The sequence below is a fragment of the Pseudolabrys sp. FHR47 genome, assembly GCF_005153485.1.
Lineage (GTDB): Bacteria > Pseudomonadota > Alphaproteobacteria > Rhizobiales > Xanthobacteraceae > Pseudolabrys.
On the sequence record NZ_CP039740.1, the window covers coordinates 2,217,103 to 2,244,085 of the forward strand.

34 protein-coding genes are annotated in these 26,983 nt (G+C 63.2%); 19 read left to right on the forward strand and 15 right to left on the reverse strand.

Going from position 1 to position 26,983, the window contains the following annotated elements:
* Window positions 1-144 precede the first annotated feature (144 nt).
* From yajC to E8Q40_RS10960, 5 genes are read left to right on the forward strand one after another with little or no spacing between them, the layout of a single operon-like run.
* A complete protein-coding gene (gene yajC / locus E8Q40_RS10940) occupies window positions 145-492 on the forward strand; it encodes a preprotein translocase subunit YajC (RefSeq protein ID WP_137044555.1) in 348 nt (115 codons plus the stop codon).
* Between the two features lie 41 nt (window positions 493-533).
* Window positions 534-2,132, forward strand: coding sequence for a protein translocase subunit SecD (gene secD / locus E8Q40_RS10945; protein ID WP_137044557.1), 1,599 nt, complete (start codon window positions 534-536; stop codon window positions 2,130-2,132).
* A gap of 21 nt (window positions 2,133-2,153) precedes the next feature.
* A complete protein-coding gene (secF, locus tag E8Q40_RS10950) occupies window positions 2,154-3,218 on the forward strand; it encodes a protein translocase subunit SecF (RefSeq protein WP_137044559.1) in 1,065 nt (354 codons plus the stop codon).
* A 2-nt stretch (window positions 3,219-3,220) separates the two neighbouring features.
* Window positions 3,221-3,610, forward strand: a complete 390-nt coding sequence (locus E8Q40_RS10955; protein WP_137044561.1) for an Mth938-like domain-containing protein — start codon at window positions 3,221-3,223, stop codon at window positions 3,608-3,610.
* A gap of 8 nt (window positions 3,611-3,618) precedes the next feature.
* Entirely contained in the window at window positions 3,619-4,470 is an 852-nt protein-coding gene (locus E8Q40_RS10960) for a phytoene/squalene synthase family protein (RefSeq protein WP_137044562.1), read from the forward strand.
* Between the two features lie 3 nt (window positions 4,471-4,473).
* Here the strand turns inward: E8Q40_RS10960 and trmFO are convergent, their stop codons facing one another.
* The gene (gene trmFO / locus E8Q40_RS10965) at window positions 4,474-5,913 is read right to left on the reverse strand and encodes a methylenetetrahydrofolate--tRNA-(uracil(54)-C(5))-methyltransferase (FADH(2)-oxidizing) TrmFO (RefSeq protein ID WP_137044564.1); all 1,440 of its coding nucleotides are present in this window, start codon (window positions 5,911-5,913) and stop codon (window positions 4,474-4,476) included.
* 53 nt (window positions 5,914-5,966) lie between these two features.
* On the opposite strand from trmFO, the gene E8Q40_RS10970 reads away from it, so the two are divergent.
* Window positions 5,967-6,584, forward strand: a complete 618-nt coding sequence (locus E8Q40_RS10970; protein WP_137044566.1) for a hypothetical protein — start codon at window positions 5,967-5,969, stop codon at window positions 6,582-6,584.
* Between the two features lie 71 nt (window positions 6,585-6,655).
* Here E8Q40_RS10970 and E8Q40_RS10975 read toward each other — a convergent pair whose 3' ends face one another.
* The gene (locus tag E8Q40_RS10975; protein WP_137044567.1) at window positions 6,656-6,811 is read right to left on the reverse strand and encodes a DUF1127 domain-containing protein; all 156 of its coding nucleotides are present in this window, start codon (window positions 6,809-6,811) and stop codon (window positions 6,656-6,658) included.
* Window positions 6,812-7,303: 492 nt separating this feature from the next.
* Between E8Q40_RS10975 and E8Q40_RS10980 the strand changes: the two genes are divergently transcribed.
* Genes E8Q40_RS10980 through E8Q40_RS10990 form a run of 3 tightly spaced genes read left to right on the forward strand, consistent with a single transcriptional unit; the run spans window position 7,304 to window position 9,759 of the window.
* Window positions 7,304-8,071: a substrate-binding domain-containing protein gene (locus tag E8Q40_RS10980; protein ID WP_137044569.1), complete on the forward strand. Its 768-nt coding sequence runs from the start codon at window positions 7,304-7,306 to the stop codon at window positions 8,069-8,071.
* A gap of 11 nt (window positions 8,072-8,082) precedes the next feature.
* Complete coding sequence (locus E8Q40_RS10985) at window positions 8,083-9,300, forward strand: MFS transporter (protein ID WP_137044571.1); 1,218 nt, start codon at window positions 8,083-8,085, stop codon at window positions 9,298-9,300.
* Window positions 9,301-9,303: 3 nt separating this feature from the next.
* Window positions 9,304-9,759 (forward strand): MaoC family dehydratase, encoded by a 456-nt coding sequence (locus E8Q40_RS10990; protein ID WP_137044573.1) that lies wholly within the window; start codon window positions 9,304-9,306, stop codon window positions 9,757-9,759.
* 16 nt (window positions 9,760-9,775) lie between these two features.
* Here the strand turns inward: E8Q40_RS10990 and E8Q40_RS10995 are convergent, their stop codons facing one another.
* On the reverse strand, window positions 9,776-10,183 hold the full coding sequence (locus E8Q40_RS10995; protein WP_137044575.1) for a hypothetical protein: 408 nt from the start codon (window positions 10,181-10,183) through the stop codon (window positions 9,776-9,778).
* A gap of 332 nt (window positions 10,184-10,515) precedes the next feature.
* Here E8Q40_RS10995 and E8Q40_RS11000 point away from each other — a divergent pair, with 332 nt between their 5' ends.
* From E8Q40_RS11000 to E8Q40_RS11010, 3 genes are all read left to right on the forward strand, one after another.
* Window positions 10,516-11,382, forward strand: coding sequence for a sulfite oxidase heme-binding subunit YedZ (locus E8Q40_RS11000; RefSeq protein WP_137044576.1), 867 nt, complete (start codon window positions 10,516-10,518; stop codon window positions 11,380-11,382).
* A gap of 21 nt (window positions 11,383-11,403) precedes the next feature.
* Window positions 11,404-12,111, forward strand: a complete 708-nt coding sequence (locus E8Q40_RS11005) for an alpha/beta fold hydrolase (RefSeq protein WP_137044578.1) — start codon at window positions 11,404-11,406, stop codon at window positions 12,109-12,111.
* Window positions 12,112-12,193: 82 nt separating this feature from the next.
* Window positions 12,194-12,772 carry an NAD(P)H-dependent oxidoreductase gene (locus tag E8Q40_RS11010; RefSeq protein ID WP_137044579.1) on the forward strand — a complete coding sequence of 193 codons (579 nt, stop codon included), beginning with the start codon at window positions 12,194-12,196 and terminating at the stop codon, window positions 12,770-12,772.
* Between the two features lie 10 nt (window positions 12,773-12,782).
* Here E8Q40_RS11010 and E8Q40_RS11015 read toward each other — a convergent pair whose 3' ends face one another.
* The 6 genes from E8Q40_RS11015 to adhP form a co-directional block, all read right to left on the reverse strand.
* Window positions 12,783-13,799 carry a sterol desaturase family protein gene (locus E8Q40_RS11015; RefSeq protein WP_137044581.1) on the reverse strand — a complete coding sequence of 339 codons (1,017 nt, stop codon included), beginning with the start codon at window positions 13,797-13,799 and terminating at the stop codon, window positions 12,783-12,785.
* A gap of 90 nt (window positions 13,800-13,889) precedes the next feature.
* Window positions 13,890-14,165 carry a GNAT family N-acetyltransferase gene (locus tag E8Q40_RS11020; protein WP_137044583.1) on the reverse strand — a complete coding sequence of 92 codons (276 nt, stop codon included), beginning with the start codon at window positions 14,163-14,165 and terminating at the stop codon, window positions 13,890-13,892.
* A gap of 47 nt (window positions 14,166-14,212) precedes the next feature.
* Entirely contained in the window at window positions 14,213-14,530 is a 318-nt protein-coding gene (locus E8Q40_RS11025) for a ribbon-helix-helix domain-containing protein (RefSeq protein WP_137044584.1), read from the reverse strand.
* A 239-nt stretch (window positions 14,531-14,769) separates the two neighbouring features.
* Window positions 14,770-15,864, reverse strand: a complete 1,095-nt coding sequence (locus E8Q40_RS11030; RefSeq protein ID WP_137044586.1) for a PAS domain-containing protein — start codon at window positions 15,862-15,864, stop codon at window positions 14,770-14,772.
* 233 nt (window positions 15,865-16,097) lie between these two features.
* The gene (locus E8Q40_RS11035) at window positions 16,098-16,376 is read right to left on the reverse strand and encodes a hypothetical protein (RefSeq protein ID WP_137044588.1); all 279 of its coding nucleotides are present in this window, start codon (window positions 16,374-16,376) and stop codon (window positions 16,098-16,100) included.
* Between the two features lie 116 nt (window positions 16,377-16,492).
* Window positions 16,493-17,533 carry an alcohol dehydrogenase AdhP gene (adhP, locus tag E8Q40_RS11040; RefSeq protein WP_137044589.1) on the reverse strand — a complete coding sequence of 347 codons (1,041 nt, stop codon included), beginning with the start codon at window positions 17,531-17,533 and terminating at the stop codon, window positions 16,493-16,495.
* 168 nt (window positions 17,534-17,701) lie between these two features.
* Here adhP and E8Q40_RS21965 point away from each other — a divergent pair, with 168 nt between their 5' ends.
* The 4 genes from E8Q40_RS21965 (at window position 17,702) to E8Q40_RS11055 (ending at window position 20,115) form a co-directional block, all read left to right on the forward strand.
* Window positions 17,702-17,839 (forward strand): hypothetical protein, encoded by a 138-nt coding sequence (locus tag E8Q40_RS21965; protein WP_168197803.1) that lies wholly within the window; start codon window positions 17,702-17,704, stop codon window positions 17,837-17,839.
* A gap of 45 nt (window positions 17,840-17,884) precedes the next feature.
* Window positions 17,885-18,538 carry a trimeric intracellular cation channel family protein gene (locus E8Q40_RS11045; RefSeq protein WP_137044591.1) on the forward strand — a complete coding sequence of 218 codons (654 nt, stop codon included), beginning with the start codon at window positions 17,885-17,887 and terminating at the stop codon, window positions 18,536-18,538.
* 331 nt (window positions 18,539-18,869) lie between these two features.
* Window positions 18,870-19,508, forward strand: a complete 639-nt coding sequence (locus tag E8Q40_RS11050) for a hypothetical protein (RefSeq protein WP_137044593.1) — start codon at window positions 18,870-18,872, stop codon at window positions 19,506-19,508.
* A 22-nt stretch (window positions 19,509-19,530) separates the two neighbouring features.
* Window positions 19,531-20,115 carry a hypothetical protein gene (locus E8Q40_RS11055; protein ID WP_137044595.1) on the forward strand — a complete coding sequence of 195 codons (585 nt, stop codon included), beginning with the start codon at window positions 19,531-19,533 and terminating at the stop codon, window positions 20,113-20,115.
* Here the strand turns inward: E8Q40_RS11055 and E8Q40_RS11060 are convergent.
* Window positions 20,100-20,654, reverse strand: coding sequence for a Spy/CpxP family protein refolding chaperone (locus E8Q40_RS11060; RefSeq protein WP_137044597.1), 555 nt, complete (start codon window positions 20,652-20,654; stop codon window positions 20,100-20,102). The genes E8Q40_RS11055 and E8Q40_RS11060 overlap by 16 nt on opposite strands.
* Before the next feature lie 96 nt (window positions 20,655-20,750).
* Window positions 20,751-20,999: a hypothetical protein gene (locus tag E8Q40_RS11065; protein WP_137044599.1), complete on the reverse strand. Its 249-nt coding sequence runs from the start codon at window positions 20,997-20,999 to the stop codon at window positions 20,751-20,753.
* Window positions 21,000-21,305: 306 nt separating this feature from the next.
* Between E8Q40_RS11065 and E8Q40_RS11070 the strand changes: the two genes are divergently transcribed.
* Entirely contained in the window at window positions 21,306-22,157 is an 852-nt protein-coding gene (locus E8Q40_RS11070) for a hypothetical protein (protein WP_137044601.1), read from the forward strand.
* 21 nt (window positions 22,158-22,178) lie between these two features.
* Here E8Q40_RS11070 and E8Q40_RS11075 read toward each other — a convergent pair whose 3' ends face one another.
* Window positions 22,179-22,454 carry a GNAT family N-acetyltransferase gene (locus E8Q40_RS11075; RefSeq protein WP_137044602.1) on the reverse strand — a complete coding sequence of 92 codons (276 nt, stop codon included), beginning with the start codon at window positions 22,452-22,454 and terminating at the stop codon, window positions 22,179-22,181.
* A gap of 45 nt (window positions 22,455-22,499) precedes the next feature.
* Complete coding sequence (locus E8Q40_RS11080) at window positions 22,500-22,715, reverse strand: DUF2842 domain-containing protein (RefSeq protein ID WP_137044603.1); 216 nt, start codon at window positions 22,713-22,715, stop codon at window positions 22,500-22,502.
* Window positions 22,716-22,889: 174 nt separating this feature from the next.
* Between E8Q40_RS11080 and E8Q40_RS11085 the strand changes: the two genes are divergently transcribed.
* Both E8Q40_RS11085 and E8Q40_RS11090 read left to right on the forward strand, forming a co-directional pair.
* Entirely contained in the window at window positions 22,890-23,957 is a 1,068-nt protein-coding gene (locus E8Q40_RS11085; protein ID WP_137046678.1) for a COX15/CtaA family protein, read from the forward strand.
* Complete coding sequence (locus E8Q40_RS11090; protein WP_137044604.1) at window positions 23,954-24,736, forward strand: enoyl-CoA hydratase/isomerase family protein; 783 nt, start codon at window positions 23,954-23,956, stop codon at window positions 24,734-24,736. The genes E8Q40_RS11085 and E8Q40_RS11090 overlap by 4 nt, the downstream gene beginning before the upstream one ends.
* Here E8Q40_RS11090 and E8Q40_RS11095 read toward each other — a convergent pair.
* Together E8Q40_RS11095 and E8Q40_RS11100 are read right to left on the reverse strand one after the other, a co-directional pair.
* Window positions 24,636-25,418, reverse strand: coding sequence for a M15 family metallopeptidase (locus E8Q40_RS11095; protein ID WP_137044605.1), 783 nt, complete (start codon window positions 25,416-25,418; stop codon window positions 24,636-24,638). The genes E8Q40_RS11090 and E8Q40_RS11095 overlap by 101 nt on opposite strands.
* A 165-nt stretch (window positions 25,419-25,583) precedes the next feature.
* Complete coding sequence (locus E8Q40_RS11100; RefSeq protein WP_137044606.1) at window positions 25,584-26,867, reverse strand: O-acetylhomoserine aminocarboxypropyltransferase; 1,284 nt, start codon at window positions 26,865-26,867, stop codon at window positions 25,584-25,586.
* Window positions 26,868-26,983 lie beyond the last annotated feature (116 nt).

Here is a 26,983-nt window from a genome sequence, read left to right on the forward strand (position 1 = left end):
AAACGCCTATGAATCCGGGGTCTGGCAGCGTTGCAATTGGGCGGGCGGCCGTTATAGTCCGCGCCGAATTCAAGCGATTTGAGCCGGGTTGAGCAGGGGCGGGACGCCCGGCGCGACCGATAACCAGCCAGAGGTTTCAACACGATGTTCATCACGTCCGCATTCGCGCAAGGCGCGCCGGGCCTCGGGGGCGACGGCGGCATCCTGATGTCGCTGCTGCCGTTCATCCTGATTTTCGTGATCATGTACTTCCTGATCCTGCGCCCGCAGCAGAAGCGGGTGAAAGCGCATCAGGAGATGGTCAAGAACGTGCGCCGTGGCGACACGGTCGTCACCAGCGGCGGCCTGGTCGGCAAGATCACCAAGGTGGTCGATGACGACCAGATCGAAGTCGAAATCGCCGACGGTGTCCGCATCCGCCAGATGCGCGGCATGATCAGCGACGTGCGCGCCAAGGGTGAACCGGTGAAGGACGAAGCCACCGCCGGCTAAGGGCGGAGCTTCTTCAAACCGGTCAAGCAAGCCAGGATCTCATGCTTTACTTTTCCCGGTGGAAGGCGGCGGCGACCATTCTCACGGCGCTCGTCATCTGCCTGTGTGCCGTTCCCAATTTCTTCCCGTCCGACGTCGTCGCCGGCTGGCCGAAATGGGCGCAACGTCATCTCGTGCTCGGCCTCGATCTGCAGGGCGGCTCGCACATCCTGCTCGAAGTCGACTCCAATGCGGTGCGTAAGGAAAAGCTTGAGACGACGCGCGATGACGTGCGCCGTGTGCTGCGCGACGCCCGCATCGGCTATACGGGCCTTGCCATTCGCGGCAACAGCGTTGAGGTCCGCGTCCGAGAGGACGCCAATGCCGGGCAGGCGCTCACCAAGCTGCGCGAGCTGTCGGTGCCGCTTGGCGGCATTCTCGGCGGCAGCGGTCAGCGCAACCTCGAGATAACATCCGACGGAAACCTCGTCCGCCTGACAGTCTCCGACGCCGCGATGATCGAACGCATCCGCCAGTCGGTCGAACAGTCGATCCAGATCATCGAGCGCCGCGTCAACGAACTCGGTACCGTCGAACCGCTGATCCAGCGGCAGGGTGCCGACCGAATTCTCGTCCAGGTGCCGGGCCTGCAGGACCCGTCGCGCCTCAAGGAACTGCTCGGCAAGACCGCCAAGCTCGACTTCCGCATGGTGGATTCCAACACGCCGGTCGAGCAGGCCCTCCAGGGCCGCGTACCGCCCGAGGACGACCTGCTGTACAGCGCGTCCTCGCCGAAGACGCCCTATCTCATCGAAAAGCGCGTGCTGGTCTCCGGCGGCGACCTGACCGACGCCCAGCCCGGCTTCGACCAGCGCACCTCGGAGCCGATCGTCTCGTTCCGCTTCAATACCTCCGGCGCCCGCAAATTCGCCCAGGCGACGCAGGAGAATGTCGGCCGGCCCTTCGCCATCGTCCTGGACAACGAGGTGATCTCGGCGCCTGTGATCCGCGAGCCGATCCTCGGCGGCTCGGGCCAGATCTCGGGTTCGTTCACGGTGCAGAGCGCCAACGATCTCGCCATTCTGCTGCGCGCCGGCGCGCTGCCGGCGCCGCTGACTATCATCGAAGAACGCACTGTCGGTCCGGGCCTTGGCGCCGACTCCATCGCCAAGGGCAAGTTGTCGTCCTATGTCGGCGCCGGTCTCGTCGTGCTGTTCATGCTCGCGACTTACGGCCTGTTCGGTCTGTTCGCCAACATCGCCGTGGCGATCAACGTTGCCATGATCTTCGGCGTCCTGTCGCTGCTTAACGCGACGCTGACTCTGCCTGGCATCGCCGGCATCGTGCTCACCGTCGGCATCGCGGTCGACAGTAACGTGCTGATCTACGAGCGCATCCGCGAAGAGGTGAGGCTGGGTCGATCCGCCATCAGCGCCATCGACGCCGGCTTCAGCCGCGCGCTGGCGACCATTCTCGACTCCAATATCACGACTTTCATCGCCGCCGCCGTGCTGTTCTACATCGGCACCGGCCCGGTGCGCGGCTTCGCCGTGACGCTCGGCATCGGCATCATCACCACCGTGTTCACCGCTTTCACGGTGACGCGGCTCATCGTTGCGACCTGGGTGCGCTGGCGCCGGCCGCAGCGCGTGCCGATCTAAGGGGCGGGGAGAGATCCACTCATGCGTCTGCTCCGCATCGTTCCGGACGACACTAAATTCGATTTCATGCGCTTCCGGCGCATCAGCTTTCCGCTGTCGGCGTTGTTGTCCATCGCGGCCATCGTTCTGTACTTCATCCATGGCCTGAATTTCGGCATCGATTTCCGCGGCGGCACGCTGATGGAAATCCGCGAAACCGCCGGTCCCGCCGATCTTGCCAAGATGCGCGCCACGCTCGGCGGCCTCGACCTCGGCGAAGTCCAGCTTCAGCAGTTCGGCGGCCCGAGCGAAGTCCTAATCCGCATCGCCGAGCAGCCTGGCGGCGATGCCGCGCAGCAGGCGGCGGTGCAGAAGGTGCGCGCCGCGCTCGGCGATCAGATCGAATACCGCCGCGTCGAGGTGGTCGGCCCGCGCGTGTCGGGCGAACTTCTGTCCTACGGCATCGTCGGCCTCGGCCTCGCCATTCTCTGCATCCTGATTTATCTGTGGTTCCGCTTCGAGTGGCAGTTCGCGCTTGGCGCCATGATCGCCAACGTGCACGACCTCGTGCTCACTATCGGCTTCATGTCGATTGCGCAGATCGATTTTGATCTGACGAGTATCGCGGCGCTGCTGACCATTCTCGGTTATTCGCTGAACGACACCGTTGTCATCTACGACCGTATCCGCGAGATTTTACGCCGCTACAAGAAGATGCCCATGGCGGACATCCTGAACGCATCGGTCAACCAGACCTTGTCGCGGTCGGTCATCACCCACATGACGGTGACTTTGGCGCTGCTGGCGCTGCTGTTGTTCGGCGGCCAGGCCATCCACTCCTTCACGGCGACCATGATGTTCGGCGTGGTGCTCGTTGGCACCTATACGTCGATCTTTATCGCGGCGCCGATCCTGATCTATCTCGGCGTCGGCTCGGGCCGCGACGCGCTGTCGGCGGAGCCGGAGCCCGAGATCATCAATCCGAATGCGATTCCGGCGCGCTTCGTCGAGGACACGTCGGCGAACGAGGTGGCCGACAAGCCGGCCACGCGGCCCGGCGGCAAGACCTCGATCACCAACAAGCCCAAACCGAAGGGTCGCCGCTGACGATGGCCGGCGGGCTCGGCAACGACACGCCGCATCTGCCGACGCCCGCGCCGATCGATGCCTATGGCAACGGCGGCTTCCGCTTCGGCGGCATGTCGCATCGTGGCTCGCTCATCTGTTTCCCCGATGGCATGTGGGCGTGGCCGGTCGCGTCGATCAAGGACGTGACCGCCGAAACGCTGGCGCAGGCCTTCGCGCGCGGCGAGGCACTCGACGTGTTCCTGATCGGGGCCGGTCGCGATCCGGCATTTCTGCCGCCGGCGCTGCGCTCGATGTTCCACGACCTGTCGATTTCCGTCGATGTGATGACCACGGGCGCGGCCGTGCGCACCTATAATGTGCTGCTGGCGGAGAACCGCCGCGCTGGCGCCGGACTGATCGCGGTCGAGTAGGAAGCGGCATGGCCAAGCAAGCCGACTATTGCGCGGCGCTGGTGCGCGAGGCCGACCGCGACCGTTATCTCGCCACCTTGTTTGCGCCGCCGGACAAGCGCGATGCGCTATACGCGCTCTATGCCTTCGCCATCGAGATTGGCCGTGTGCGCGACGTGGCGCGAGAGCCGATGCCCGGCGAAATCCGCCTGCAATGGTGGCGCGAGGTGCTGGAAGGAAAGCGCGACGGCGAGGCGGCGGCGCATCCGGTGGCGGCGGCGTTGACGGCGGGCCTCAAGCATCATGGCATCGCGCCGGAGCGTCTCGCCGGTATTGTCGACGCGCACGCTTTCGATCTCTACGACGATCCGATGGGCACGCTCGACGATCTCGATAATTACGGTGTGATGACGCAATCGGCGCTGCTCGACGTCGCCACCGGCATTCTCGGTGGCGGTGGCCCGCAAGCGATGATGCTGATCCGTGCCGCGGGGATCGCGGTCGCCGTTACCGGCGTTCTTGTCAATCTGGCGAAGCACGTTTCGCGGCGGCAGATGTTCATCCCGCTCGAAGTGCTGGAGCGTCATGGCGTCGATATCGGCGAGGTCTATGCCGGCAAGACCAGCGAGGCGCTCAAGAACGCGCTGGCTGAGCTGCGTCGTCACGCACGGCGGCAGATGATCGCGGCGCGCAATGAAGGCGGGCAGGTGCCGCTGACGATCCTGCCGGCGCTGCTGCCGCTGGCGCTCGTCGGGCCGACGCTCAAGCCGATGGACCGGCGCGGCTACGAGCCGTTCGATGTCGTGCCGTTGTCGGGGCTTAGGCGGCAATGGCTGATTTGGCGCGCGTCGAAAAAGCCGGAGCGGATATTCGAGACTTAGCAGTCACTCCGCCGCGTCCGCTTTCGTGCCGTTCATCCACTGCGCCAGATCGGCGAGCGCCCTTGCGCTGAGGGCGCCCTTGCGCGCGACGTTTTTGGCCGAGCCGCGGCCGTATTTGCGGCCGTCCTTGTCGAACGCGACCGGTTCGGTAATCGGCGGGAACAGGCCGAAGTTGACGTTCATCGGCTGGAAGGACGAGGCGCCGCCGTCGATGGTTTCGATATGGCCACCGGTGATATGCGCCAGCAGCGCGCCATGCGCGGTGGTTGGCGGCGGCGGCATCAGTGTTTCGCCGCGCCGCTCGGCGGCGGCAAAGCGCGCCGCCATCAGGCCGACCGCGGCACTCTCGACATAGCCCTCGCAGCCGGTGATCTGGCCGGCGAAGCGCCAGGCCGGATTGGCTTTGAGTCGCAGTGTCTCGTCGAGCAGCTTCGGCGAGTTCAGGAAGGTGTTGCGATGCAGGCCGCCAAGCCGCGCGAACTCGGCGTTCTCGAGGCCGGGAATGGTGCGGAAGATGCGTACCTGTTCGCCGTGTTTCAGCTTGGTCTGGAAGCCGACCATGTTGAACAAGGTGCCGAGCTTGTTGTCCTGCCGCAGTTGCACGACGGCGTAAGGCTTCTGCTCCGGCGAACGCGGATTGGTCAGGCCGAAGGGCTTCATCGGCCCGTGGCGCAAGGTCTCGCGGCCACGCTCGGCCATGACTTCGATCGGCAGGCAGCCGTTGAAATAGGGCGTGTTCGCTTCCCATTCCTTGAATGAGGTTTTGTCGCCCGCGAGCAGCGCGTCGATGAAGGCGTCGTATTGCTCGCGCGATAGCGGGCAGTTGATGTAGTCGGCGCCGGAGCCGCCGGGGCCGGCCTTGTCGTAGCGCGACTGGAACCAGGCCTTGTCCATGTCGATCGATTCACGATGTACGATCGGCGCGATGGCATCGAAAAAGGCGAGCTGTGTTTCGCCGGTGCGCTGCGCGACCGCGGCGGCAAGATCGGGCGAGGTGAGGGGACCGGTGGCGATGATGACGCTATCCCAGTCGGCCGGTGGTACGGTGACTTCACCGCGCTCGAGCGTGATCAGCGGCTCGGCCTTGAGCGCCTCGGTGACGGCGCTCGAGAAGCCGTCGCGGTCGACCGCGAGCGCGCCGCCGGCCGGCACCTGATTGGCATCCGCCGCGCGCATAATCAGCGAGCCGAGGCGGCGCATTTCCTCATGCAGCAGACCGACGGCATTGGCCGCGGCATCGTCGGAGCGGAAGGAGTTGGAACAGACGAGTTCCGCATAGAAGTCGGTTTTATGCGCCGCTGTCTCGCGCAAGGGGCGCATTTCATGCAGGATCACCGGCACGCCGGCGCGGGCGAGCTGCCAGGCGGCTTCGGAACCGGACAGGCCGCCGCCGACAATGTGAATGGGTACGAATTTTGCCGTGATCGCTCGATCGAGTGTCATAAGGTGATCATTAGGCGGTGCCGGCCGGACCGGCAATGGTTGAGAGTGGGGCGATGCGTTTGGGTCGAGAAGCCGCTGCTTTTGCCGTTCTGTTGCTGGCTTTGGCTGCTCCCGCCCGGGCCGACCGCGCTTCTGTGGTTGCCTCGGCCTATAGCGGCCTGTCGCTATCGGCGCCAAGCGCCTCCTTCATGACGGTGTGTCATGGTTTCGGCTGCCAATACCGCGTGGAACTAGGCCTGACCTCCGCAGATCACGCGACCATGCGGCGGCTGATGGCCGCCGGCAGTGGCTCCGCGGCCAAAGAACGTGCCGCAGTGGCGGCTGTTGGGGCCTGGTTCGACAAGCGTGTTGCGCCGCTGGCCGGCACGAAGGGCCACGTCGCCCGGGCCAATCGCGACTACATGTTCGATAAAGGGCAGTTCGACTGTATCGATACCAGCCGCAATATCACCAGCCTGCTGCTGGTGCTCGATGAGCTCGGCCTATTCAAATACCACCGTGTCGCGGAGCCCGAGGCGAGAGGGCACATCATCGATTTCACGGCCCCGCACGCGACCGCGGTGCTGGTGGAGAAGGACAGCGGCGTCAAATGGTCCGTCGACGCTTGGACCCGGGCCTATGGCCAGGCCCCCGAAGTCATGCCTCTGGAGCGCTGGAGACAGCTCGACTGAAACGCCGGCCCCCTGAATCAAAACGCCCGCAGAGCTGCGGGCGTTTGGGACCGTCGACGTTTTGAGGCGTCTTAGCGGGTCTGAGCGGCGCTCCAGGCGGCGCGCTCGATTTCCGAGCGGTTCAGGCCGATATCGGCCAGTTCGCGGTCGTCCAGACGGGACAGTTCGCGGACGCTACGGCTGTAACGCTTCCATTCCTGGATGAAGCGGACAAGGGAGGCAAACATGGGATTTCTCTCTCGGGGTCGCTGTTTGAATTCGGCTTTTCGACCGGAAACTTGAATGTCCGATCGATCTGCGCAGAACATACTCAGCCCTGCACATATGAAAAGCATTGATGTTGCGGTGCAGCTAAGCAAAAATGCATAACTTAAGTCATTTAAATATAACGAGAAAAACGACTTTTTCGCACGGATTGCGGTTTAGGCAGAGAATTGATGTGCTCATCTGTTGTGCATATGCGAAGACGGGTCCTTTGAAGGCATTGAAATAGGTCGAAAAACTGTCGGTACGCATGAGTTTGGTCTTTTCCCCGTAGATTCGACCCCATTCTCAGCCGACGCCACAGAATCGACCTATGCGTTAATCGCATATGAATGTGGAGATCGCCCGACTCGGCCTGTTTCCGAGCCTTTTCGACGCTTCGTTTGGCGATACCGCCGGTATCATGGCGCGCAGCGGGCGTGTAAATTCCGCACCTCATCGGAGGATGGCCCATCATGTCACCCGCAACGCTCTGCGTGACGCTCGTTGCCACTGCGCTTTGGTTCGGGGCATCGGCCGCCTCCGCCGCCGAGATCAAGGTGCTCTCGGCCGGCGCCTTCAAGCAGGTTGTGCTGGCCTTGGCGCCCGATTTCGAGAAAGCGAGCGGCCACAAGCTCATTGTCGATAACGACACCGCCGGCGCCCTCAAGAAGCGCATCGAGGGCGGTGAAGCCTTCGATGTCGCGATCATCACCCCCGCCATCGTCGATGACCTGATCGCCAGTGGTGCGATTGCGGGCGGCAGCCGCGTCAACGTCGCGACGGTCGGTGTCGGCGTCGTTGTGAAGGAAGGCGCGGCAAAGCCTGACATCGCGACCGTCGAGGCTTTCAAGCAGGCGCTGCTCGCCGCCAAAAGCGTAGCCTATATCGACCCGGCCAGCGGCGGCTCCAGCGGCATCTACATCGACAAACTGCTCGAGCGGCTTGGCATCGCCGACGCGGTGCGTGCGAAAGCGAAACTGAAAAAGGGCGGCTACGTCGCCGATCTGATCGTCAGCGGCGAGGCCGAGCTGGGCCTGCATCAGATCAGCGAAATCGTGCCGGTGAAGGGCGCCGTGCTGGTCGGTCCGCTGCCCAAGGAAATCCAGAACACGACAACTTACGCGGCCGGCATTGGCGCGCGTTCGGCCAATAAGGACGCCGCGGCCCAGTTGATCAGGAGCTTCATCGGCGAGGCCGCCGGAGCCGCGTTGCGCGCGAAAGGCATGGATCCGGCTAATTAGAGGCGCGCATTTTGACAACGGCAACCGCCGAGGCTGGGCCCGATCGCCGTCTTGTCGTGACCGCCTTCGGGATCGTTCAGATCCTGGGCTGGGGTACCTCGTTCTATTTCCCGGCCGTATTTGCGCCGCCGATTGTCGCCGACACCGGCTGGTCGCTCGGCCTGGTCGTGTCCGGCACGTCGATCGGGCTGCTGGTCGGCGGTCTGATCTCGCCCAAGGTCGGCGAGGCCATTGGCCGCCACGGCGGCCGTCCGATCCTATGCGCGAGTTCGCTGCTCTTTGCCGCTGGCCTCGCCGCGGTCGGCTTTGCGCCGAATGTCGCCGTCTTTCTTCTGGCCTGGGTGGTAATTGGCCTCGGCATGGGCACCGGCCTCTACGATGCGGTGTTCGCCGTGCTCGGGCAGCGCTACGGCCGCGAGGCGCGGGGGCCGATCACGACGCTGACCTTGTTCGGGGGCTTCTCGAGCACGATCTGCTGGCCGTTTAGCGCTTTTCTGATTGAGCACACCGGCTGGCGCGTGGCTTGCCTCATCTACGCGGCGCTGCATCTCGTCCTCAGCCTGCCGCTCATGTTCGCGGTGAGCGGCAGGCGCAAGGCCGCGGTTGAAACCGCGGCGGCGGATAGCGTTGCGGCGGCGCATGAGTCGCCGCCGTCGCTCCGGAACGAACGCCGCGTCTTCATTCTGCTGGCCACGATCCTGTCGATCGCCGCTGGGGTCGGCTCGGTGGTGCTCGTCCACTTCCTGATCTTTCTTCAATCCCGTGGTGTCGCAGAGACCGCGGCCATTGCGCTTGGCACCTTGTTCGGGCCGGCGCAGGTCGGTGCCCGCGTGATCGAACAACTGTTCGGATCGCGCTATCACCCGATCTGGACCATGGTCGCCTGCTGTCTGCTGATGACGCTTGGCCTTGCCTTGATCCTCAGCTATTTCCCCTTTCTGGTCGTCGCTATCCTGCTCTATGGCGCGGGCTACGGCATTTCCTGGATCGGACGTGGGACCCTTCCGCTGGCTCTGTTCGGGCCGGCGCGGTTTCCGACTCTGATGGGCCGGATTGCTTTTCCGAGCCTGATCGTTCAGGCATTGGCGCCGTCGGCCGGCGCGCTGATGATCGAGCGCTTCGGCGTCGATGCGACCATCGGTCTATTGACCGCGCTGGCTTTGATTAATGTGGTGCTGATCGCTCTGTTGTGGGCGATGTGCCGGGCTCAACTGCGAACGGAACCCTAGACGATGCTGGTGCTGCAAACGCTTTATTTTGAGGATCTGTCCGTCGGCCAGACCGAGACCCTGTTGAAGACGGTGAGCGCTTCCGACGTGGTCGGCTTCGCGGAAATCTCCGGCGATCGCAACCCGATCCATTTGTCCGAGCACTTCGCGGCGCAGACGCCGTTCGGCACCCGTATCGCCCATGGCCTCTATACGGCGAGCCTGATCTCGGCCGTGCTCGGCACCCGGCTGCCGGGCCCCGGCGCCATCTATATTTCGCAGACCCTGAATTTCCGCGCGCCGGTGAAGATCGGCGATACGGTCGAGGTCACCGTCCAGGTCGCCGAACTGATGCCGGAAAAGACGCGGGCGCGCCTGTCCTGCGTCTGCCGCGTCGATGACGACGTTGTGCTCGACGGCGAAGCCTGGGTGAAGGTGCCGTCGAAAGAGCAGGGCGGCCGGCCGCTGCCGCGCGTGTAGCCGCCCGGCGATCCACTCAGTTGACGTTCTGCGGGGCGAAGAAGCAGCGCGGCGAGCCGTCCGGCCGTTTGCAGCGCCAGTAGGCGCCATCCAGCGAGGGCAGTGCCTGGCTGTAGGGCACGACTTCGTTGAGCTGTTCGCTGCGGGTTGGGCCGTCGGCCTCGTTGCCGGTCACATCCTTGCCGTAGGTCACCGGCCCGCGCAGCGAGTAGCCGCCCTTGACCGCTTTCACCGCATCGGGAGAGACGACGCCGCAATCCTCGGCGCCGCAGCACCATTCGCCGGCCGGATTTTTGTAGTTGTTGCGGCTGATCCAGAGTTCATGTGCGAAGACCGACGAAACAAACAACGAGGATACAGCGCACGCCAGCATTGTTGGCACAAACAAAGTGAGCACGGGTCGGAACGGATGTCGCGACATCATGGCCTCCTGGAAGCGTGGGCCCGGCGTGGCTCTTTTTAGGTCTGTACCGTCCTGGTCGTTTTCCCTGTCGTCCTGACGCCGCGTGACCGTGACGTCCGCCGGCGAATCCTTCTGCAGCAATGCTATCAGTCCGGCCGACCATGGCCAGATCAAGGCTGTGAATGGTAGGTTCTGGTCCGCTTCGCGACACCGGGAGACAGAACAAAGGGAAGATCGGGGCCGTCCGGACACCTCACAGGCCGCTCACGCAGGCTTTAGAGCGGGGTGAAGACGCGCTGTGGTATCGGGCGGGGTCCGCGCGGCGGCGCTGGGTATGATAAAGAGGTCTTCGAATGGCGTCTTACGAGCTTTGGCGTGACCGGCGCGGCCGCCTGTCGGCTCTGCGAATCGTCGCGCTCGGCTTGCTGCTTTTTCCGGTGGCCAAGGCGCTCGTCGATGCGGGGGCCATCGCCGGCGGCGCGCGGCCACTCAATGACGTCATCCACCGCACCGGCTTCTGGGCTTTGGTGTTTCTCGGTGTGACCCTAGCGATCACGCCGCTGCGCCGTATCGGCCGTTACGGCAACCTCATCGACGTGCGCCGCATGCTCGGCGTCGGCACCTTCTGCTACGCGCTCGCGCATATCCTGCTTTATGTCGCCGATCAGAGCTTCGACCTCATCAAGGTCTTCACCGAGATCACGCGCCGCGTCTATCTCATCGTCGGCATGATCGCACTCACCGGGCTGGCCGCGCTGGCGATCACCTCGACAGACGGTATGATCAAGCGCATTGGCGGCAAGCGTTGGCGCCGGCTGCACCAGGCCATCTATGTGATCGCGTTGCTCGCGCTCATTCACTACTTCCAGCAGACCAAGGCGGACCTCACCGTGCCGGTCTTTGTCACGGGTCTGTTTGGCTGGCTGATCGCTTACCGCATTCTGGCCTGGTGGCAGGACAAGACCGAACTGTCGACACTGAGCCTGCTGGCGCTGAGCGTCATCGTAGCCGCGCTCGCTTTCGCCGGTGAGGCGATCGGCATTGCCATCGAATTCGGCGTGTCGCCCTTGCGCGTGCTGGCGACGGCTTTCGACTTCGACGCCGGTATCCGCCCCGGCTGGCAGGTGCTCGCGGCGGGTCTCGCCGTCGTCGCGCTTGATTTCGTGCGTGCGCGATGGAATAGCCGGTCGGCACGGCCGCGACCGGTTGCGGCCCAATAGAGAAGAGACGAGGGGGGGGACATGGCATTCTGTGTCGTCGCGCACGGCGCGTGGAGTTCGGCCTGGGCCTGGAAGAAGATGTATCCGCTGCTGGAGCCGCGCGGCATTCATCTCGTCATTCCAACGCTGACCGGTCTCGGTCAGCGCAGCCATCTTGCTCACCCGGGCATCGATCTCGACACGCACATAGCCGATGTGATGGCCTGCCTGTTCTACAACGATCTGCGCGACGTCTACCTGATCGGCCATTCCTATGGCGGCATGGTCGCGACCGGCGTCGCCGACCGCGCCCGCGACCGTATCGCCAAGCTGATCTATGTCGATGCTTTCGTCCCGCGCGATGGCGAAAGCGCCTTCGACGTCATGCCGGAATCGACGCGCAAGCAGCGCCAGTCGGCCGCCGCCGATGGGCCCGACAACTGGCGCATTCCGCCGGGGCCGATGCCGGCCGACACCTCGCCGGAGGATCAGGCCTGGTGCGCGCCGCGTCGCGTGCCGCAGCCGCTCAAGACCTTCGAGCAGAAACTCAAATTTGAGAATGGCGATCTGACCCTGCCACGCCATTACATCTACTGCACGCGGCACACACCGGAAGATCGCTTCCGGCCTTTCTACGAACGGGCGAAGACCGAAGCCGGCTGGCAGTCTTACGAGATCGACGCCAGCCACAATCCGCACATCACTGCGCCGCAGGCTTTCGCCGATCTGCTGGCGCGGATCGTGGCCTGAGCGACCAGCGCGCTTTGCGCTGAATCAACGCCTTAGGACGGCGCGCAGCTAGGATGCTTGCGCGCAACCCGAGGAGCAGGCGATGGCGAAGATCGCGATCATTGTCGGCACGCCGCTGAAGGACAGCTACTGCGAGGCGCTCGGCCGCGCCTATCAGCGCGGTGCCGAAAGCGGCGGGCATCAGTCAACCCTGTTCGTGCTCGGAGAGATGCAGTTCGACGCCGTGCTACGCGAAGGTTATCGCCGGGAGCAGCCGCTGGAGCCTGATCTCATCGCGGCGCGCGATGCCTTCGCGGCCGCCGATCATCTGGTCTTCGTGTTTCCGCTGTGGTGCGGCGACATGCCGGCGATCATGAAAGGCTTTCTCGAGCGCATCCTGCAGCCCGACCTGCTCGCCTTCCAGAAAAGCGGCGGCGGCGCGAACTGGAAGGTCTACAGCGGCAAGTCGGCCCGCATCATTATGACCATGGGCATGCCGGGCTGGTTCTATCGCTGGTATTACGGCGCCCACGCGCTCAAGCTGATGAAGCGCAACATCCTCGGCTTCGTCGGCGTCAAGCCGGTGCGCTCCACCATCTTCGGCATGATCGAGGCCGCCGGTGACGACAAGCGCCACGTCTGGCTGCGCGAGGTCGAAGCCATGGGCCACGCCGCCGAGTAGGAGTGGCCGGCTAGGCCGGATCGCGCGTCGCGGCGGGAAGCGAAGCTTCGCTTTTCCTGGGCCACAGCGGCTTGAGGTGACCGGCTGCGTTGATGAACGGATTGACCAGTTCGCCCTTGACCGTGTGAGCATCGGGCTCGTTCGGAAAGCCGAAGGTGAGTGCCTCGCGTTTCTTAGCCGGCACATAGAGTGTGCCGAACATCCAGTCCCACAGCGCGAGGCAGCTGCCGAAGTTCTTGTTGAAGTGCTTGGGGTCGGCCGAGTGATGCACCTGATGGTGCGCGGGCGAGATGAAGAGGCGGCCGAGCAAGCCTTGGAACGAAATCCACACGTGCGAATGTTGCAGATGCACGTAAGTGTGTATGAACAGCACCAGGATCATGTTGGTGTCGGTGATCGCATATTGCGGCACCGTCTGGCCGAACATGGCGTGACCGAGGCCGTTGGCGATCGCCGCCGAGACGGCGAGGATGTTGGCGAAGATAAAGGCGTAGACCGGGTGGACACGGAAGTTGGTCAGGGGCGTCAGCACTTCGGCGCTGTGATGCACCTTATGGAATTCCCACAAGAGCGGCACCTTGTGGCTGAGCCAGTGATTGAACCAGTAGCCGAGCTCGTAGGCGAGAAACAGCATCACCGTAATGACGACGCGCGGCACCCAGGACGGCAGCGTCGTCGGCTCGATGGGGCCGAACAGCGCCGCCGCGCCGGCCACGATGCCCTGCGAAATCGACTGGTACGATAGCACGGCCCAGCCGAACACCACGCCATAGACGAAGACGTTGAAGATCAGATAGCCGATATCGGCTTCGTTCGATTTCGATGCGACGATGCGCTTAGGAAACAGCGCGCGCCACAAGGTGCGCCAGTGCAAACGGCGCCCGCGCTTGAGGCGCTGCGCCGTGAAGAAGGCAACGGCAATGAGGAGCGCCGCGGATAGCGAGGTCAGCGAGAATGGAGAACCGAGCGAGAACAGCAATTTCTCGCACTGGCCAAGGAAAAATTGTACGCCGCTTGCAAAGTTCAAAGGAGGCTCCCAGCAAAAACTGCTGCAGGCGCCCAATGTCTTACCGAAACGTAAAAATTGCGTTATGGCGCCTCGGTGAGAAGCCGACAATCAAACGACCAGATCGGCAAACTCCGGATGCTTGCCGATGTAGGCCTTCACGAAGGGGCACAGCGGCTTCACCTTGAGCCCTTCGGCACGGATCAGTTCGAGCATGCCCTGGGCCAACGCCGTGCCGATGCCGCGCCCGCCAAGTTCATTCGGTACTTCGGTGTGCAGGATCGTGATGGTGCCGCCGCTGCGCTCGTAGGTCGAGAAGGCGACGTGTCCGTCGGCTTCCAGTTCGAAACGATGGCGGTCTTTGGCGTCGCGGACCTGATGCTGCATGAATGAAGGTGTCCTCGCGAGGGGGCGGGGCCGCCCTCGCGGCGCCTTCAAAGCAAGGTAGCGGGCAGCGGCGCGAGTGTCACGCCGGCGGACTGAGTTCCGGCGTCGCAATCGCCGAGCGACGACGTTGTATTCTTGCGCAGATCGTTCACCAGATTGATGTAGTAGGCCATCACGAACTGGCGCACGGCCGACGAGAAGTTCGTGTTGCCGCGCTTCTGATTGATCTGCACCAGCAGCGCCGTGGCCGAGGTGCGCTGTTCCGCGGCGATGTCCTTGAGCGCGTGCCAGAACATGTCTTCCAGGCTGATGCTGGTCTTGCGCCCCGTGATCAGCACCGAGCGTTTGGTAATCCCCGAGTTCATCTCTCGAATCTCCGTCCGCTCTCATCGCGAGAGCGGGCGGACCATGATGTTGTTTTCATCGTGAAACCAGCCGTCAAAAAATGTGGCCATGAAGGAATTATGACGGCAGGCGGAGTTTTGGGATGTATTTTCGGCGGCGATAGCGGCTTGTTTTACCGCATGGCGGCAAGACTCGTTACAAATGGTGGGCCTCTGGTACGCAGGTAACATCGAGCAAGCCAAATCGGCTGCTTGTCGCGTTACGCAGAAGCTTTTTTGGTATCGTCCTGCTTGCTGACCACTTTCAGCCTTGAGCCCTTGCGCGTCGGATAGACGCCGGCCTCGCCGGTCGGAAGTACAAAAAAATCGACGCCGGCGGCGGAGAGTGCATCTTTAATCAAAAGCAACGCCGACGACGCACCTTTGTTATAACCATCGTGCGCCTCGATGCGACGCAGGGTTCCTGTCGACAGCCCGGTACGGTCGGCGAGATGCCGGACCGACCAATTGAGAATGCCGCGGGCCGCGCGAATTTGTGCGCCGGTGATGGTTCCGGCAGCAGATTCCGCCGCCATCTCGCCGGCATTGACCAGCAGCGAGAGACCGACCCATTCGCGCACGCTGCCATCGTCATTGAGAATCGGTGAGCAATACTGCCGCCGCCAGTGATAATCGCCGTCGTCGCCGCGGATACGCAGATCGACCATGAAACTCTTCTTGCGCTCGCCAGCCTCGGCCCAGGTGGCGCGCGCCAGTCCGGCATCGTCGGGATGGACGCGGGCGAGCCAGCCAAAGCCGAGCCAGTTGCTGGCGACCGCCGTGCTCGACCGGCCGCGCAGCAGGAGGTCGGTGCGAAAACCGTCGGAGCGGGCGGTCCACAGCCGGCCGTCGATGGCCGACATGATGTTGCGCACGCGCTCGGAATCGACCTGCGAGGCGCGCACGCTTTCGACGTGGGTGGTGACGTCCATCAGGGCGCCGATGGCGCGCGACTTTCGGCCGGAGGCGTCGACCACGACCTCGCCGTGGATCGCCATGGCCCGCACCCGGCCGTTGGGATGGATGACCCGGAACTGGCGTTCGAACGGCAGACCTTCGGCGAGGATATGCTGGATCTCCGCCAGCACCGGTAGGTCGTCCGGATGCGTCACCTTCTCGAACGTGCTGAAGGTGACGTCGTCGACCTGGTCCAGCGCCCCATCGGGCACCTTGAGGCCGATAAGGCGGTACAGATTGGACGAGAAGGTCATCCGGCCGGAGGTGAGGTCCACTTGCCAGAGACCATAACGGGCAACTTCCTCGGCGAAGCGAACGGTCTCTTCGACAGCATTGTCGCCGGCAAATAAGTGCAGCATCGTTGGCCCACCGCCGCAGCTAGCACAACGTTACAGAAATTGCCGAAGACGGCAAACAGAATCGGTAAAATTGCGCGCTACGCCGATTTTGCTTTCTTAAATTGCTACTTCGGCGTGCCTTGTCGCCGAAAATTGCACTGCACCGCACAATAAAAAAGTCATGCGTTCGGTGGCGCCCGGACCGAAATCTGGAATTCAGGCGGTTTACCGACGATCGCGCTCAATAACGGCCGCTAGATTTCGCGCGCGGGCTCGTGCGCTAGCGGCGATTGCCGGGCGATGAGACCTTGGTGCCAGTCGCGCGGCAGGGCGTTGCCGACCGCCCAAGCGAGCGGAAGCCCTCCAATAAGTCCCAGCGCCATCATGCAGGCGATGACGAGACCGGTATGCGGCACCAGCGGCGGAAACAGCGTGCCGGCATAGGTCGCCGCCGTGAACATTACGATGTTGAAGGTCGTGTAGAACAGAAGCGCGATCTGCACCCGCGCGGCGGACTTCATACGGGACTTCATGGCTCGTTTCCCCGAGGTTACGCCGGCGGTCCCGGCGCGACGCATTTTTGATTGTGCATATGATGGGAACAAAGCGCCGTCCGCGCAACTGCGTGTCCCGGTAACGGGATACATTTTCACATCGTCAGTACTACCCGGCCGTCGATCGTTCCCTGTTTCATGGCGTCGAACACGGCGTTGATCTCGTCCAGCCTCCGCGTCGTCGTGGTCGACTTCACCTTGCCCTCGGCGGCGAAGGCGATGGCCTCGCTCAAATCCTTGCGCGTGCCGACGATGGAGCCGCGCACCGTGATGCGCTTGAGCACGACGTCGAAGATCGGCGCCGGGAAATCGCCCGGCGGCAGGCCGACCAGCGCCACGGTGCCGCGCTTGCGCGCCATGCTGATGGCCTGCCCGAAGGCGGCGTTCGACACCGCGGTGACCAGCACGCCATGGGCGCCGCCGCCGGTTTCCTTGATCACCTTCGTCACCGCATCCTCGGTCATCGCATTGGCGGTGACATCCGCGCCCAATTTGCGCGCCAGCGCCAGTTTGTCCTCGGCGACATCGACGGCCGCCACGTGAAGTCCCATCGCCTTGGCATATTGCACGGCGACGTGGCCGAGCCCGCCGATGCCGGAGATGACGACCCATTCGCCTGGCCTGGCCTCGGTTTCCTTGAGGCCTTTGTAAGTGGTGACGCCGGCGCACAGGATCGGCGCCATGTTGACGAGATCGGCGCCCTTCGGAATGCGGCCGACATAAGCGGCGCTCGCGAGCACATACTCGGCAAAGCCGCCATTGACGCTGTAGCCGGTGTTGTGCTGTTCGCCGCACAAGGTCTCCCAGCCGGTGGTGCAATATTCGCAGCCGCCGCAGGCATCGTGCAGCCACGGCACGCCGACGATATCGCCCTCGCGAAGACCGAACGCGCCGCGGCCATTCGCACCTTTGCCAATGGCTGCGATGGTGCCGACCGCTTCGTGACCCGGAATGAAAGGCGGGGTCGGTTTCACCGGCCAGTCGCCGCTCGCGGCATGCAGATCGGTGTGGCAGACGCCGCTGGCGGCAACCTTGACCAGCACCTCGCCGGGGCCGGGCACGGGCACCGGCACATCCTCGATGATGAGGGGCGCCTTGAACTGCCGCACCACCGCGGCTTTCATCATGTTGGCCATCGCAAGCGTCCTTTCATTTCCATTTCCATTGAGCCCAGCACACAACAGGAGTGCCGGGACGGCCTTGCGCTGAATCAAGCCGGGGACGATGACGTGGCGATGGAACCGTGACAGGCTGTCGCAAGCCGCGGCGCAGGGGATAGCGTCACGAAAGAGGCGGGGGGGCGCATGAATGCGCTGACATCGCGATCGTCGCTGGCGCTGCTCGCCGCGACCGGTGGCTGGGCCATCGCCTTGTCCATAGTCTTTAAGACGATCGCCGACGAGACGATGCATTTGATCCAGTGCCGCAGCGAATCCGTTTGAGGCGTGCAGGCGACAAACATTGGGAGCGACACCGTGAACGTTTCAATGCCCACCTCCTGGCTCATGACGCTCGACTGGTTTGGTCTTGCGATCTTCGCGGTGACCGGGGCGCTGGTGGCGTCGCGCAAGCGCATGGACATTTTCGGCTTCATGCTGCTCGGCGCTGCGACCGGAATCGGCGGCGGCAGCCTGCGCGATGTGATGCTCGGGCAATTACCGGTGTTCTGGGTCAAGGAGCCGGCGGCGCTGGCGATTTGCCTCGTCGTATCGGCGGCGACTTTCTTCCTCGCGCATATTCCGGAGTCGCGCTATCGCGCGCTGCTCTGGCTCGACGCGGCAGGGCTTTCGCTGTTTTGCGTGGTCGGTGCCGACAAGGCGTTAGAGGCCGGCGCGGGCGGCTTCATCGCGGTGGCGATGGGCGTGACGACCGCGACCTTTGGCGGTGTGATCCGCGACATTCTCGGCGGCGAGAGCCCACTGGTGCTGCGCAAGGAAGTCTATGTCACCGCGGCGCTGGCCGGTGCGAGCGCCTATGTGAGCCTGGCCGCATTCGGCGCCGCCAAACCGGTCGCCACGGCGCTTGGCTTTGCCCTGTGCTTCGTCATCCGCGCGCTGGCGCTGCATTACGGCTGGTCGTTGCCGGTGTATCGCGCGCGGGAAGGGCGGACGATGGAGGAGGTGGAGAGGTTGGGGAGGTAGAGGGGCGCAGTTGATTTGCCTCGTCATGGCCGGCAAAGGCGTTTGCAGAACGTCGTTCTTCGAACAGCTATGACCCGGCCACCTCGCTTAGCGGCTGACGGTGTGCCGGCCTGAGCGGCACCGGTTCAAGCCCAGTGACGACAGAAAAGGTATAGTCGCGCCGTGACGCGAGACTCTATAAATCACGGCCGTCGGCTTAAGCGCAAGCTTGGTTCGATCAGGCAATGCCTGCTTTGGAATCTCTAGCATTTAAGAGGCATTTATGTCGGACGGTCGGTTCGCCGCATTGAACAATACTCATGTACACGAAGAGAGACTTCGCAAAGAGACAATGGCGCTCATTATTGGCAATGAGGAGCTGGCTCGCCGGCTAGAGATGACTGAGCGTGTCTTAGGTGTGCTTTTCGCTTATTCACTCGACTATGTCGCCAAAGATGACGAAGAGCATACGATACAGATGCTAGGGCTGCGCTTGTTCAATGCGGGCGCCACTTCGGTGAAGTTGGGCTTGTCGGGCTACTATCAGACGGCATTGCAACAGGCTCGCGATATCATGGAGACGGGCTTCTTGATCGATTACTTCCGTACGTCGCCAGATCAGATTGCCGTGTGGCGGACTGCCGACAGAAAAACGCGACGAAAGCTGTTCGATCCGTTCCAGATACGCGTCGCCTTAGACGAACGTGACGGCGATAAAGAAATGCGACGCGCAACAGAATACGCGAAGTTGTCTGAATTGGTCTCTCATGCAACGGCTCGGGGTTTCCAATTTACTGCGCGCGGCAGGTATGGAGAGCTCGGTCCGTTTATTGATGATTTTATGCTCAAGGCCTGGTTGCATGAAGTCGTGCTGCGACTGGGGCCAGCCACAATGCTGTACGCGACGCATTTCCCGGAAGCGCCGAAAGAAATTATTGATGCCTATCGGCGCGTCGGCGCTGATCTGATAAACGGCTACAAGGACGCATAGTGTCAGGAGGCTGGAGGATTCGATGACCGTGACGCCGCAGGAAGAGCATGTAAGGAATTTGCGGGAAGACGCGCTGCGCGCGCACGACGCCGAAAGCGAATTTTGGACACAAGTAAATCAAGGCGCGTTGGACGGCGGCACGCTCGCGATCAAAACTGCTTTTTTAATCAACGGTGGCGCTGCGCTGGCCGTGCTGGGGTTTATCGGCGCGGTTGCAGGGCAAGGCCGGATCGGTGACGCTGATGTTCAGAATATCACAAGCGCATTGATGTGGTTCACGTCGGGCGTGGCGTTGGCCGGTTTTTCTACCGGGGCAGCCTATTTCACCAACCTGGCCACTGCCGCGATGTCGTCGAGTAAGAAGAGGCTTTGGGAACACCCTTATTTGGGGCCGCCAGATAGGTGCTACACCATGCTGCGTACGTTATTTCTTGCCGTTGCAGTCATCGCTGGAATTGGTTCGATGTGCCTGTTTGTGGGCGGCATGATCGATGTGAAGCACTCGGTATCCAAGATGAAGCTAGTCGTGCCTTCTGCGCAGAAGGCCGCGAACGCTACCACAAGAACCCGCGGAGCTTTGGCGAGGCGCCCTCACTTCATCCTGTGATGCATGCCCGGCGTGTGGCCCGTTGGCGCGGCGGCGGCATAGCCGCGCAGTTCGGCATAGCGCTTGATCTGTTCGGGCGTCAGCGCCTCGAGCATCGCTAGGTGATATTTCAAATGCGCGGCGCGCAGCCGGCCTTGCGCCGCGCCGATCGCGTCGGTGGCGGCCGACAGCGATGCCGGTGTGATGGTGCGGGCGGCGAACTGGCGGTCGAGGTCGGTCTCCGCGGCGATCAGCGCTTCGCCGAGCGGTACGGTCTCCGCCTTCATCGCCGAGAACAAAGCTTGCGCGCGTTCGCGCTGCGCATCCGTGAGCGCGAGCGGAGCGGCGAGTTCGATGACATGGAGCGGCCCCGGATAGCCGTTCAGGTCGGCGGCGAGCGCGAGCCCCATGCCGCGCCCGGCGCGGAGGTCGGCAATTTGTTCGTTGGACAGCGCCTTGACCGGACGAAGCTGCAGGCCGCCATAAGGCTGTGCGTGCTGGGCGAAGGCAGAGGTGGTCAGGACAGCGACAGCGGTGAGGGCGAGGGTGATGCGGGCCATGATGAACTCCGGGCGGTTTCGGCGGAGTGTAGGTGAGCGACGAGGCCGTTGTCATCGCCGGATATGGCTTATGATGACCCGCAACCGAAGTGGCGCTCAGCCCGCGATGAAATCCGGCTCGCGGCCGCGCCAGTAACGGGCTCGCAGGCGCGGGGCGATCGCCCAGGAAATCGGCGCCGCGAGCACGAAGCTCAGCACGATCATCACCGGCAGCGCCACGAAGACGTTGGCATTGAGCGCGGGGATCATCAGCACCGCGATCAGCCCCGCGCCGAACAGCACGGCGTTGACCATCAGGCTCACCAGCGATGCGATGCCGATTCGCGTTTTCGTTTCGCGTGACATGTTGGTTCCTCGCTTGTCCGTCCTGTCAATTCGCGAGGTGAGGGCGAGGTTCCGCCTTAATTGCAGCAGGTCGCCATATCCGGGTGTGAGTGACGCCGTGGGAGTTCCAGGCGCGCGCCTGATCGTTTTGTCGTGAGAATGCTGAACAGCCGGACCAAGGCACCTTTGTCACCAATGGCCTGGCGTCCGACAAGTCCTGGACCACAACTATAAGGTGTGGCATATTTTGTGGGTCGCAGCCTCGGCTGTCGATGTCCAAAAGCCGACAATCATTTTTACAGACAAATAACGCAAGGGGAGGGCGCTATGGCGAAAAAGGAGCTTGGACGCGCGCGGTACCATGCCTATCGGCTGCTCGGCGTGACATATCTGATTGCGACCGGCGAAACTTCGCACTTGAACGACAAGTTCGATTTCGAGCAATTACCGTTTCGTATTTTTCCGCCGATGTTTGCTTTCTATGTCATCACGCCCGATATTGGGCTGCCGGCGACAAAGCCGTTCAGTTACCAGGAAGCCATCATCTATCCGACAAGTGCCAAGAGCATTCGAATTCAGGATGCTGACGGCATGCACGACGTTCCGATTGCCGAAGTTGTGCCGCCAATCGACGTGACGAGAATGGCGATGGCGGTCGACGGACCCGCCAACTACTGTGTTTTTTCTTGGATCGGCATCAACCGCCTTTTGATCGCAAAGTGCGATGCGACTTTGCCAACTGTCTATATCCGCGTCTTTGGCCCGGCCTCGCTTGCGGATTGTGAAAAATATGTCGCCGACAATGGCGGATTCGCCGTCGAGGCGGCCAGCGGACTCATCGTCACCGATACGGTCAGCGGACTCGAAGTGCTCAAAGATTCGTTCCGGGCGTGGATCGACACCATGCCCATGGCCGGCCCGAAATTATACGTGACCGGCGATGTCGTCGCGTCGACAAGCGGATGGCGCGTGTCGTTCGCCCCCGCTTCGCCACAAGGATTCAACCCGTTCGATCTGATTATGGATATCGTTGCCACGCCTCCGACGGGTCAGGTCTTGCAGGTGAAAACACCGATCCCGCTTCGCTATGAGGAGGCGCCGCCGCGGCAGCCTTATACCAGCGTCACGATACGGTATGCAGGCGGACAATTCACAATTGGAGTTGGCCATACAAGTTGACGTGACGACGGGTGCGCGGAACTAGAACAGCAGGTCGGCGTATTCCGGATGTCGGCCGATATAGCTGCGCACGAAGGAGCACAAAGGCACGACCTTGCGGCCTTCATGCCGGATCTGGTCGAGCATGCCTTTGACCAGCGCCGATCCGACGCCGCGGCCTTCGACCGCGCGCGGCACTTCGGTGTGCGTGATGGTGATGGTCGTATCGTCGCGGCGGTAATTGGCGATCGCCAGCCCGGCGCCGGTTGGTAGTTCGAAACGGTGGCGGGAAGGATTGTCGCGGACAATGTCGGTCATGCGTCAGAGGTAAGACGAAGGCGCGGCGGCCACAAGAGCGGGCTCTTAAGCCTTCACCTTGTCGGGTTTCGACATCCACGAGATGATGGGCATCGCCGGCAGCACCCAGCCGAGGCCAACCACGACGTAATAGATCGTGGCGACGAAGCCGTTGATATCCGTGAGCGCGGATTGCGCCAGCGCCATGGCGATCAGTGCCCAGACGATAACCAACGAGAGCAGCGCAATGGCGCCGATGAATTTGCGCAGGCGGATGGGCATCAAGTCTCCAACGTGTCTCCGGCCGCGGTCCTCGGCCACAAGGCCGCCGAGATGGCCGCGGGGCCGTCAAATGCAACGAAATTGCCGCATTTGCCTCGGGCGTTGCTCCTGACTATATGGTCGGCGCTGCCTGCCGCAAGGCCGCTTTTTGCCGCGACCGTCATCATGAACGTCATGCCATCCTCAGCCGCCGCTTCTCGAAATCCCCACGCGGTGCGCGTCTGGCTCTATTGCGTTGCCGCCATGATTTTTCTGACTTTGGTGGTTGGCGGCGCCACACGGCTTACCGAATCCGGGCTGTCGATCACCGAATGGAAGCCGGTCACCGGGGTGCTGCCGCCGCTTTCGGACGTGGACTGGCAGGCCGAGTTCGACAAGTACCGGCAGATCCCGCAATACCAGCAGGTCAACAAGGGCATGTCGCTCGATGCCTTCAAGACCATTTTCTATTGGGAATGGTCGCACCGGCTTTTGGCGCGCACCACGGGCTTCGTGTTCCTCGTGCCATTCCTGTTCTTCCTCGCCCGCGGCATGATCCCGCGCGGCCTGAAGGCGCGGCTGTGGCTGATTTTCGCCGGCGGCGCGGCCTTGGGCGCGGTGGGTTGGTGGATGGTGTCGTCGGGGCTCGCCGGAACCAATCTCACCAGCGTGTCTCAATATCGCCTCGCGTTTCATCTGACGCTCGCCTGCGCCATTTACTTCGCGGTGTTGTGGACGGCGCAAGGACTGCGTGCGCACGCCGAGAGCGTACCCGCGCGGCTGCGCCTCGCGGCTTTGGCAATCGCGCTGCTCGTCCTGTTCCAGATTTATCTCGGCGCGCTGGTGGCCGGGCTCGATGCGGGGCTGATCTACAACACCTGGCCGCTGATCGACGGCGGCTTCATCCCGGAGACGGCGCGGCTGTGGCACATCGATCCGGCCTGGCGCAATCTGTTCGAGAACACACTGACGGTGCAATTCGTGCACCGCATGGCAGCCTATACGATCTGGCTGGTCGCCGCCTGGCATGCGTGGGATGCGTGGCGAAGTGGCCGTGCGGGCGGCGCGCTGACCGTGTTTGCGCTGATTACGGCGCAAGCGGTGCTGGGTATTCTGACGTTGCTGCATCAGGTGCCGCTGTTGCTGGCGATCGCGCATCAGGCTTTCGCGGTGATCGTGTTGACCGCGGCGGTCGTTCATGCGCAGCGGCTGTCGGCGCGGGCTGCCGCGCCCGCTTTGCGGCCGGTGGAGCAGAGCATATGATCGACGTCAAATTCGACGACGGCATCGCAGTGGTGAGGCTTCAGCATGGCAAGGCCAATGCGCTTGACATCGAGTTCTGCGAGGCGATGACGGTGCTGTTTGGGCAGTTGCGGGCGAAAGCCGAGGTTAAGGCCGTGGTGCTCACCGGCACGGCGACGATGTTTTCCGCCGGTGTCGATCTGAAGCGCCTCTCGGCCGGCGGCGCCGAATATGTGTTGCGCTTTCTGCCAGTGCTGCACGCGCTTTACGAAACGGTGTTCTTCTTCCCGAAGCCGGTGATCGCGGCGATCAACGGCCATGCCATTGCCGGTGGCGCCGTGTTGGCGGCGTGTGCGGATCGTCGCGTCATGGCGGCTGAGTCGGGCCGCATCGGCATTACCGAACTGCAGGTCGGCGTGCCGCTGCCGGCGCTCGCCTTCGAGATCGTGCGCGCCGCGGTGCCGTCGCGTTACCTGTCCGAGTTCGCGCTCGGCGCCGGCACCTATGTGACCGCTGAAGCCTTGCAGAAAGGCTGGGTGGACGAAGTGGTCGATGGCTGGGAGTTGATGCCGCGCGCTTTGCGGCTCGCCAAACTGCACGCCGCGATGTCGCCGGAAGCCTTCGCCCAGACCAAGGCGCAGATCCGCCAGCCGGTGGTGGATGCTGTCGCCACGCACGGCAAGGCGACGGACGAGGCGGTCACGGCGATCTGGACGCAGGAGGCGACGCTGCGGCGCGTCGCGATCTATGTGGCGAAGACACTGACCAAGGCGCCTCGCGCGCCCGGATCGGTGCATTGAACGCCACGCCATCGTCCGCGCGGTCGAACGAGAAGTGCCACCATTCGCGCTTGTAGCTGGCAAAGCCGTGGCGGCGCATGGCGTTCAGCAGGATGCGGCGATTGCCGGCCTGCGCGGGCGATATCGACATATTGGCCGTGTGGCTCTTCATGTCGAAGCAGTCGAAGCCGGTGCCCATGTCGAGCGTTTCGTCCGGCGCGCGTTCGGCCTGCGGCGCGGTGCAGGCGCCATAGCGCGCCGCCGGATCGAACGGCGCGGCGGGCGGCGCATGGAGTGGCACGATGGTGAGATCGACAGCCACGCCGCGCGAATGCGCCGAATGGCCGGAGATGTAACCGAGCGCGAACAGCCGCGATTTGTCGAGCGCCGGATGGAAACGTGACGTGTCCGGCGTTGCTTTGGCATCGCGCGCCCATGCCATCATCGCAGCGACGGCGCGGGTTGGGCGATAGCAGTCATAGACTTTCAGTGAGTAGCCGGCTTTGCCGAGATCGGCCTGCGCGCGTTTGAGCGCCAGCGCGACAGGCCGCCGCAACAGACATTCCGCCGCGTCGTAACCGGGCAGCGGCCGGCCGGTGAAATTGTCCCGCCCGGCATAGTGCATGTCCTGGCGGATGGTCGGGTCGATGTCGCGGAGATAAACCAGCGGCGTTTGCGCAGCGGCACTCGAAACAGCAGTCATAAACAATGCTGCGACCAAACTCACCGTTCGTCCCCGCGAAAGCGGGGACCCAGAAGAACTGGATTCCCGCTCATAGGCGTTCTGGAAGAACGCCGTTCTTCGAACGGCTATGCGCGGGAATGAACGGAGTGTGGGGCTGCCCATCGAGAGCCGCCAGAATAGATCTTACTTCAGCCCCTGATCGAGGTCGGCGATGATGTCGGCGACGTCTTCGATGCCGATCGACAAGCGCACCACGTCCGGCCCGGCGCCAGCGGCGATCTTTTGCTGGTCGGAGAGCTGGCGGTGCGTGGTCGAGGCCGGGTGAATGATCAGCGATTTGGTGTCGCCGATATTGGCGAGATGCGAGAACAGCTTCACGTTGGAGACGAGCTTGACGCCGGCCTCGTAGCCACCCTTGAGGCCGACGGTCATCACCGCGCCGCAGCCCTTCGGCACATACTTCTTGGCGAGCGCGTTGTACTTGTCGCCCGGCAGGCTGCCATAGCTGACCCACGCCACGCTCGGATGCTTCGACAGGAATTCGGCGACCGCGAGCGCGTTGTCGCAGTGGCGCTGCATGCGCAGCGGCAGCGTCTCGATGCCAGTCGAAATCAGGAAGGCGTTGAACGGCGACAAGGCCGGCCCGAGATCGCGCAGGCCGAGCACGCGGCAGGCAATCGCGAAGGCGAAATTGCCGAAGGTCTCATGCAGCACGATGCCGGCATATTCCGGACGCGGCTCGCACAGCATCGGATACTTCTTGTCGCGCGACCAGTTGAAGGTGCCGGCATCGACGATGATGCCGCCGATGGAGTTGCCATGGCCGCCGAGGAACTTGGTGAGCGAATGGACGACGATATCGGCGCCGAAGTCGATCGGCTTGCACAGATAGGGCGAGGCCAAGGTGTTATCGACGATGAACGGAATGCCGGCCTTGCGGGCGATGGCGCCGATCGGTTCGAGATCGGTCACGGTGCCGCCGGGATTGGCGATCGACTCGACGAAGATCGCCTTGGTCTTCGGCGAGATGGCGCGCTCGAAGGACGAGATATCGTCCGGATCAGCCCACACCACGTTCCAGCCGAAGCTCTTGAAGGCGTGGTTGAACTGGTTGATCGAGCCGCCATAGAGCTTCTTGGAGGCGATGAACTCGTCGCCCGGCATCAGCAACGTCTGCATGACGATGACCTGCGCGGCATGGCCGGAGGCGACGGCGAGGGCGGCGGTGCCGCCTTCGAGCGCTGCGACGCGCTCCTCGAGCACGGCGCAGGTCGGATTGCCGATGCGGGTATAGATGTTGCCGAAGGCCTGCAGGCCGAACAGCGAGGCGGCGTGATCGACGTCGTCGAACACATAGGACGCGGTCTGGTAGATCGGCGTCGCCCGCGCGCCGGTGGTCGGATCGGGCTTGGCGCCGGCGTGGATGGCCAGCGTGTCAAATCCGGGGGTGCGTTCGGCGTCGGCCATGAATGTCTCCGTCACGTGAAAACGGGCGCTCCCGGCCCGCACAAGGTGGCCGGATTAAGAAGGGAGGTCGCTGTGCCGTCAAGTTGACGCGTTGTTTCAGGCCAGCAGTGCTCGGA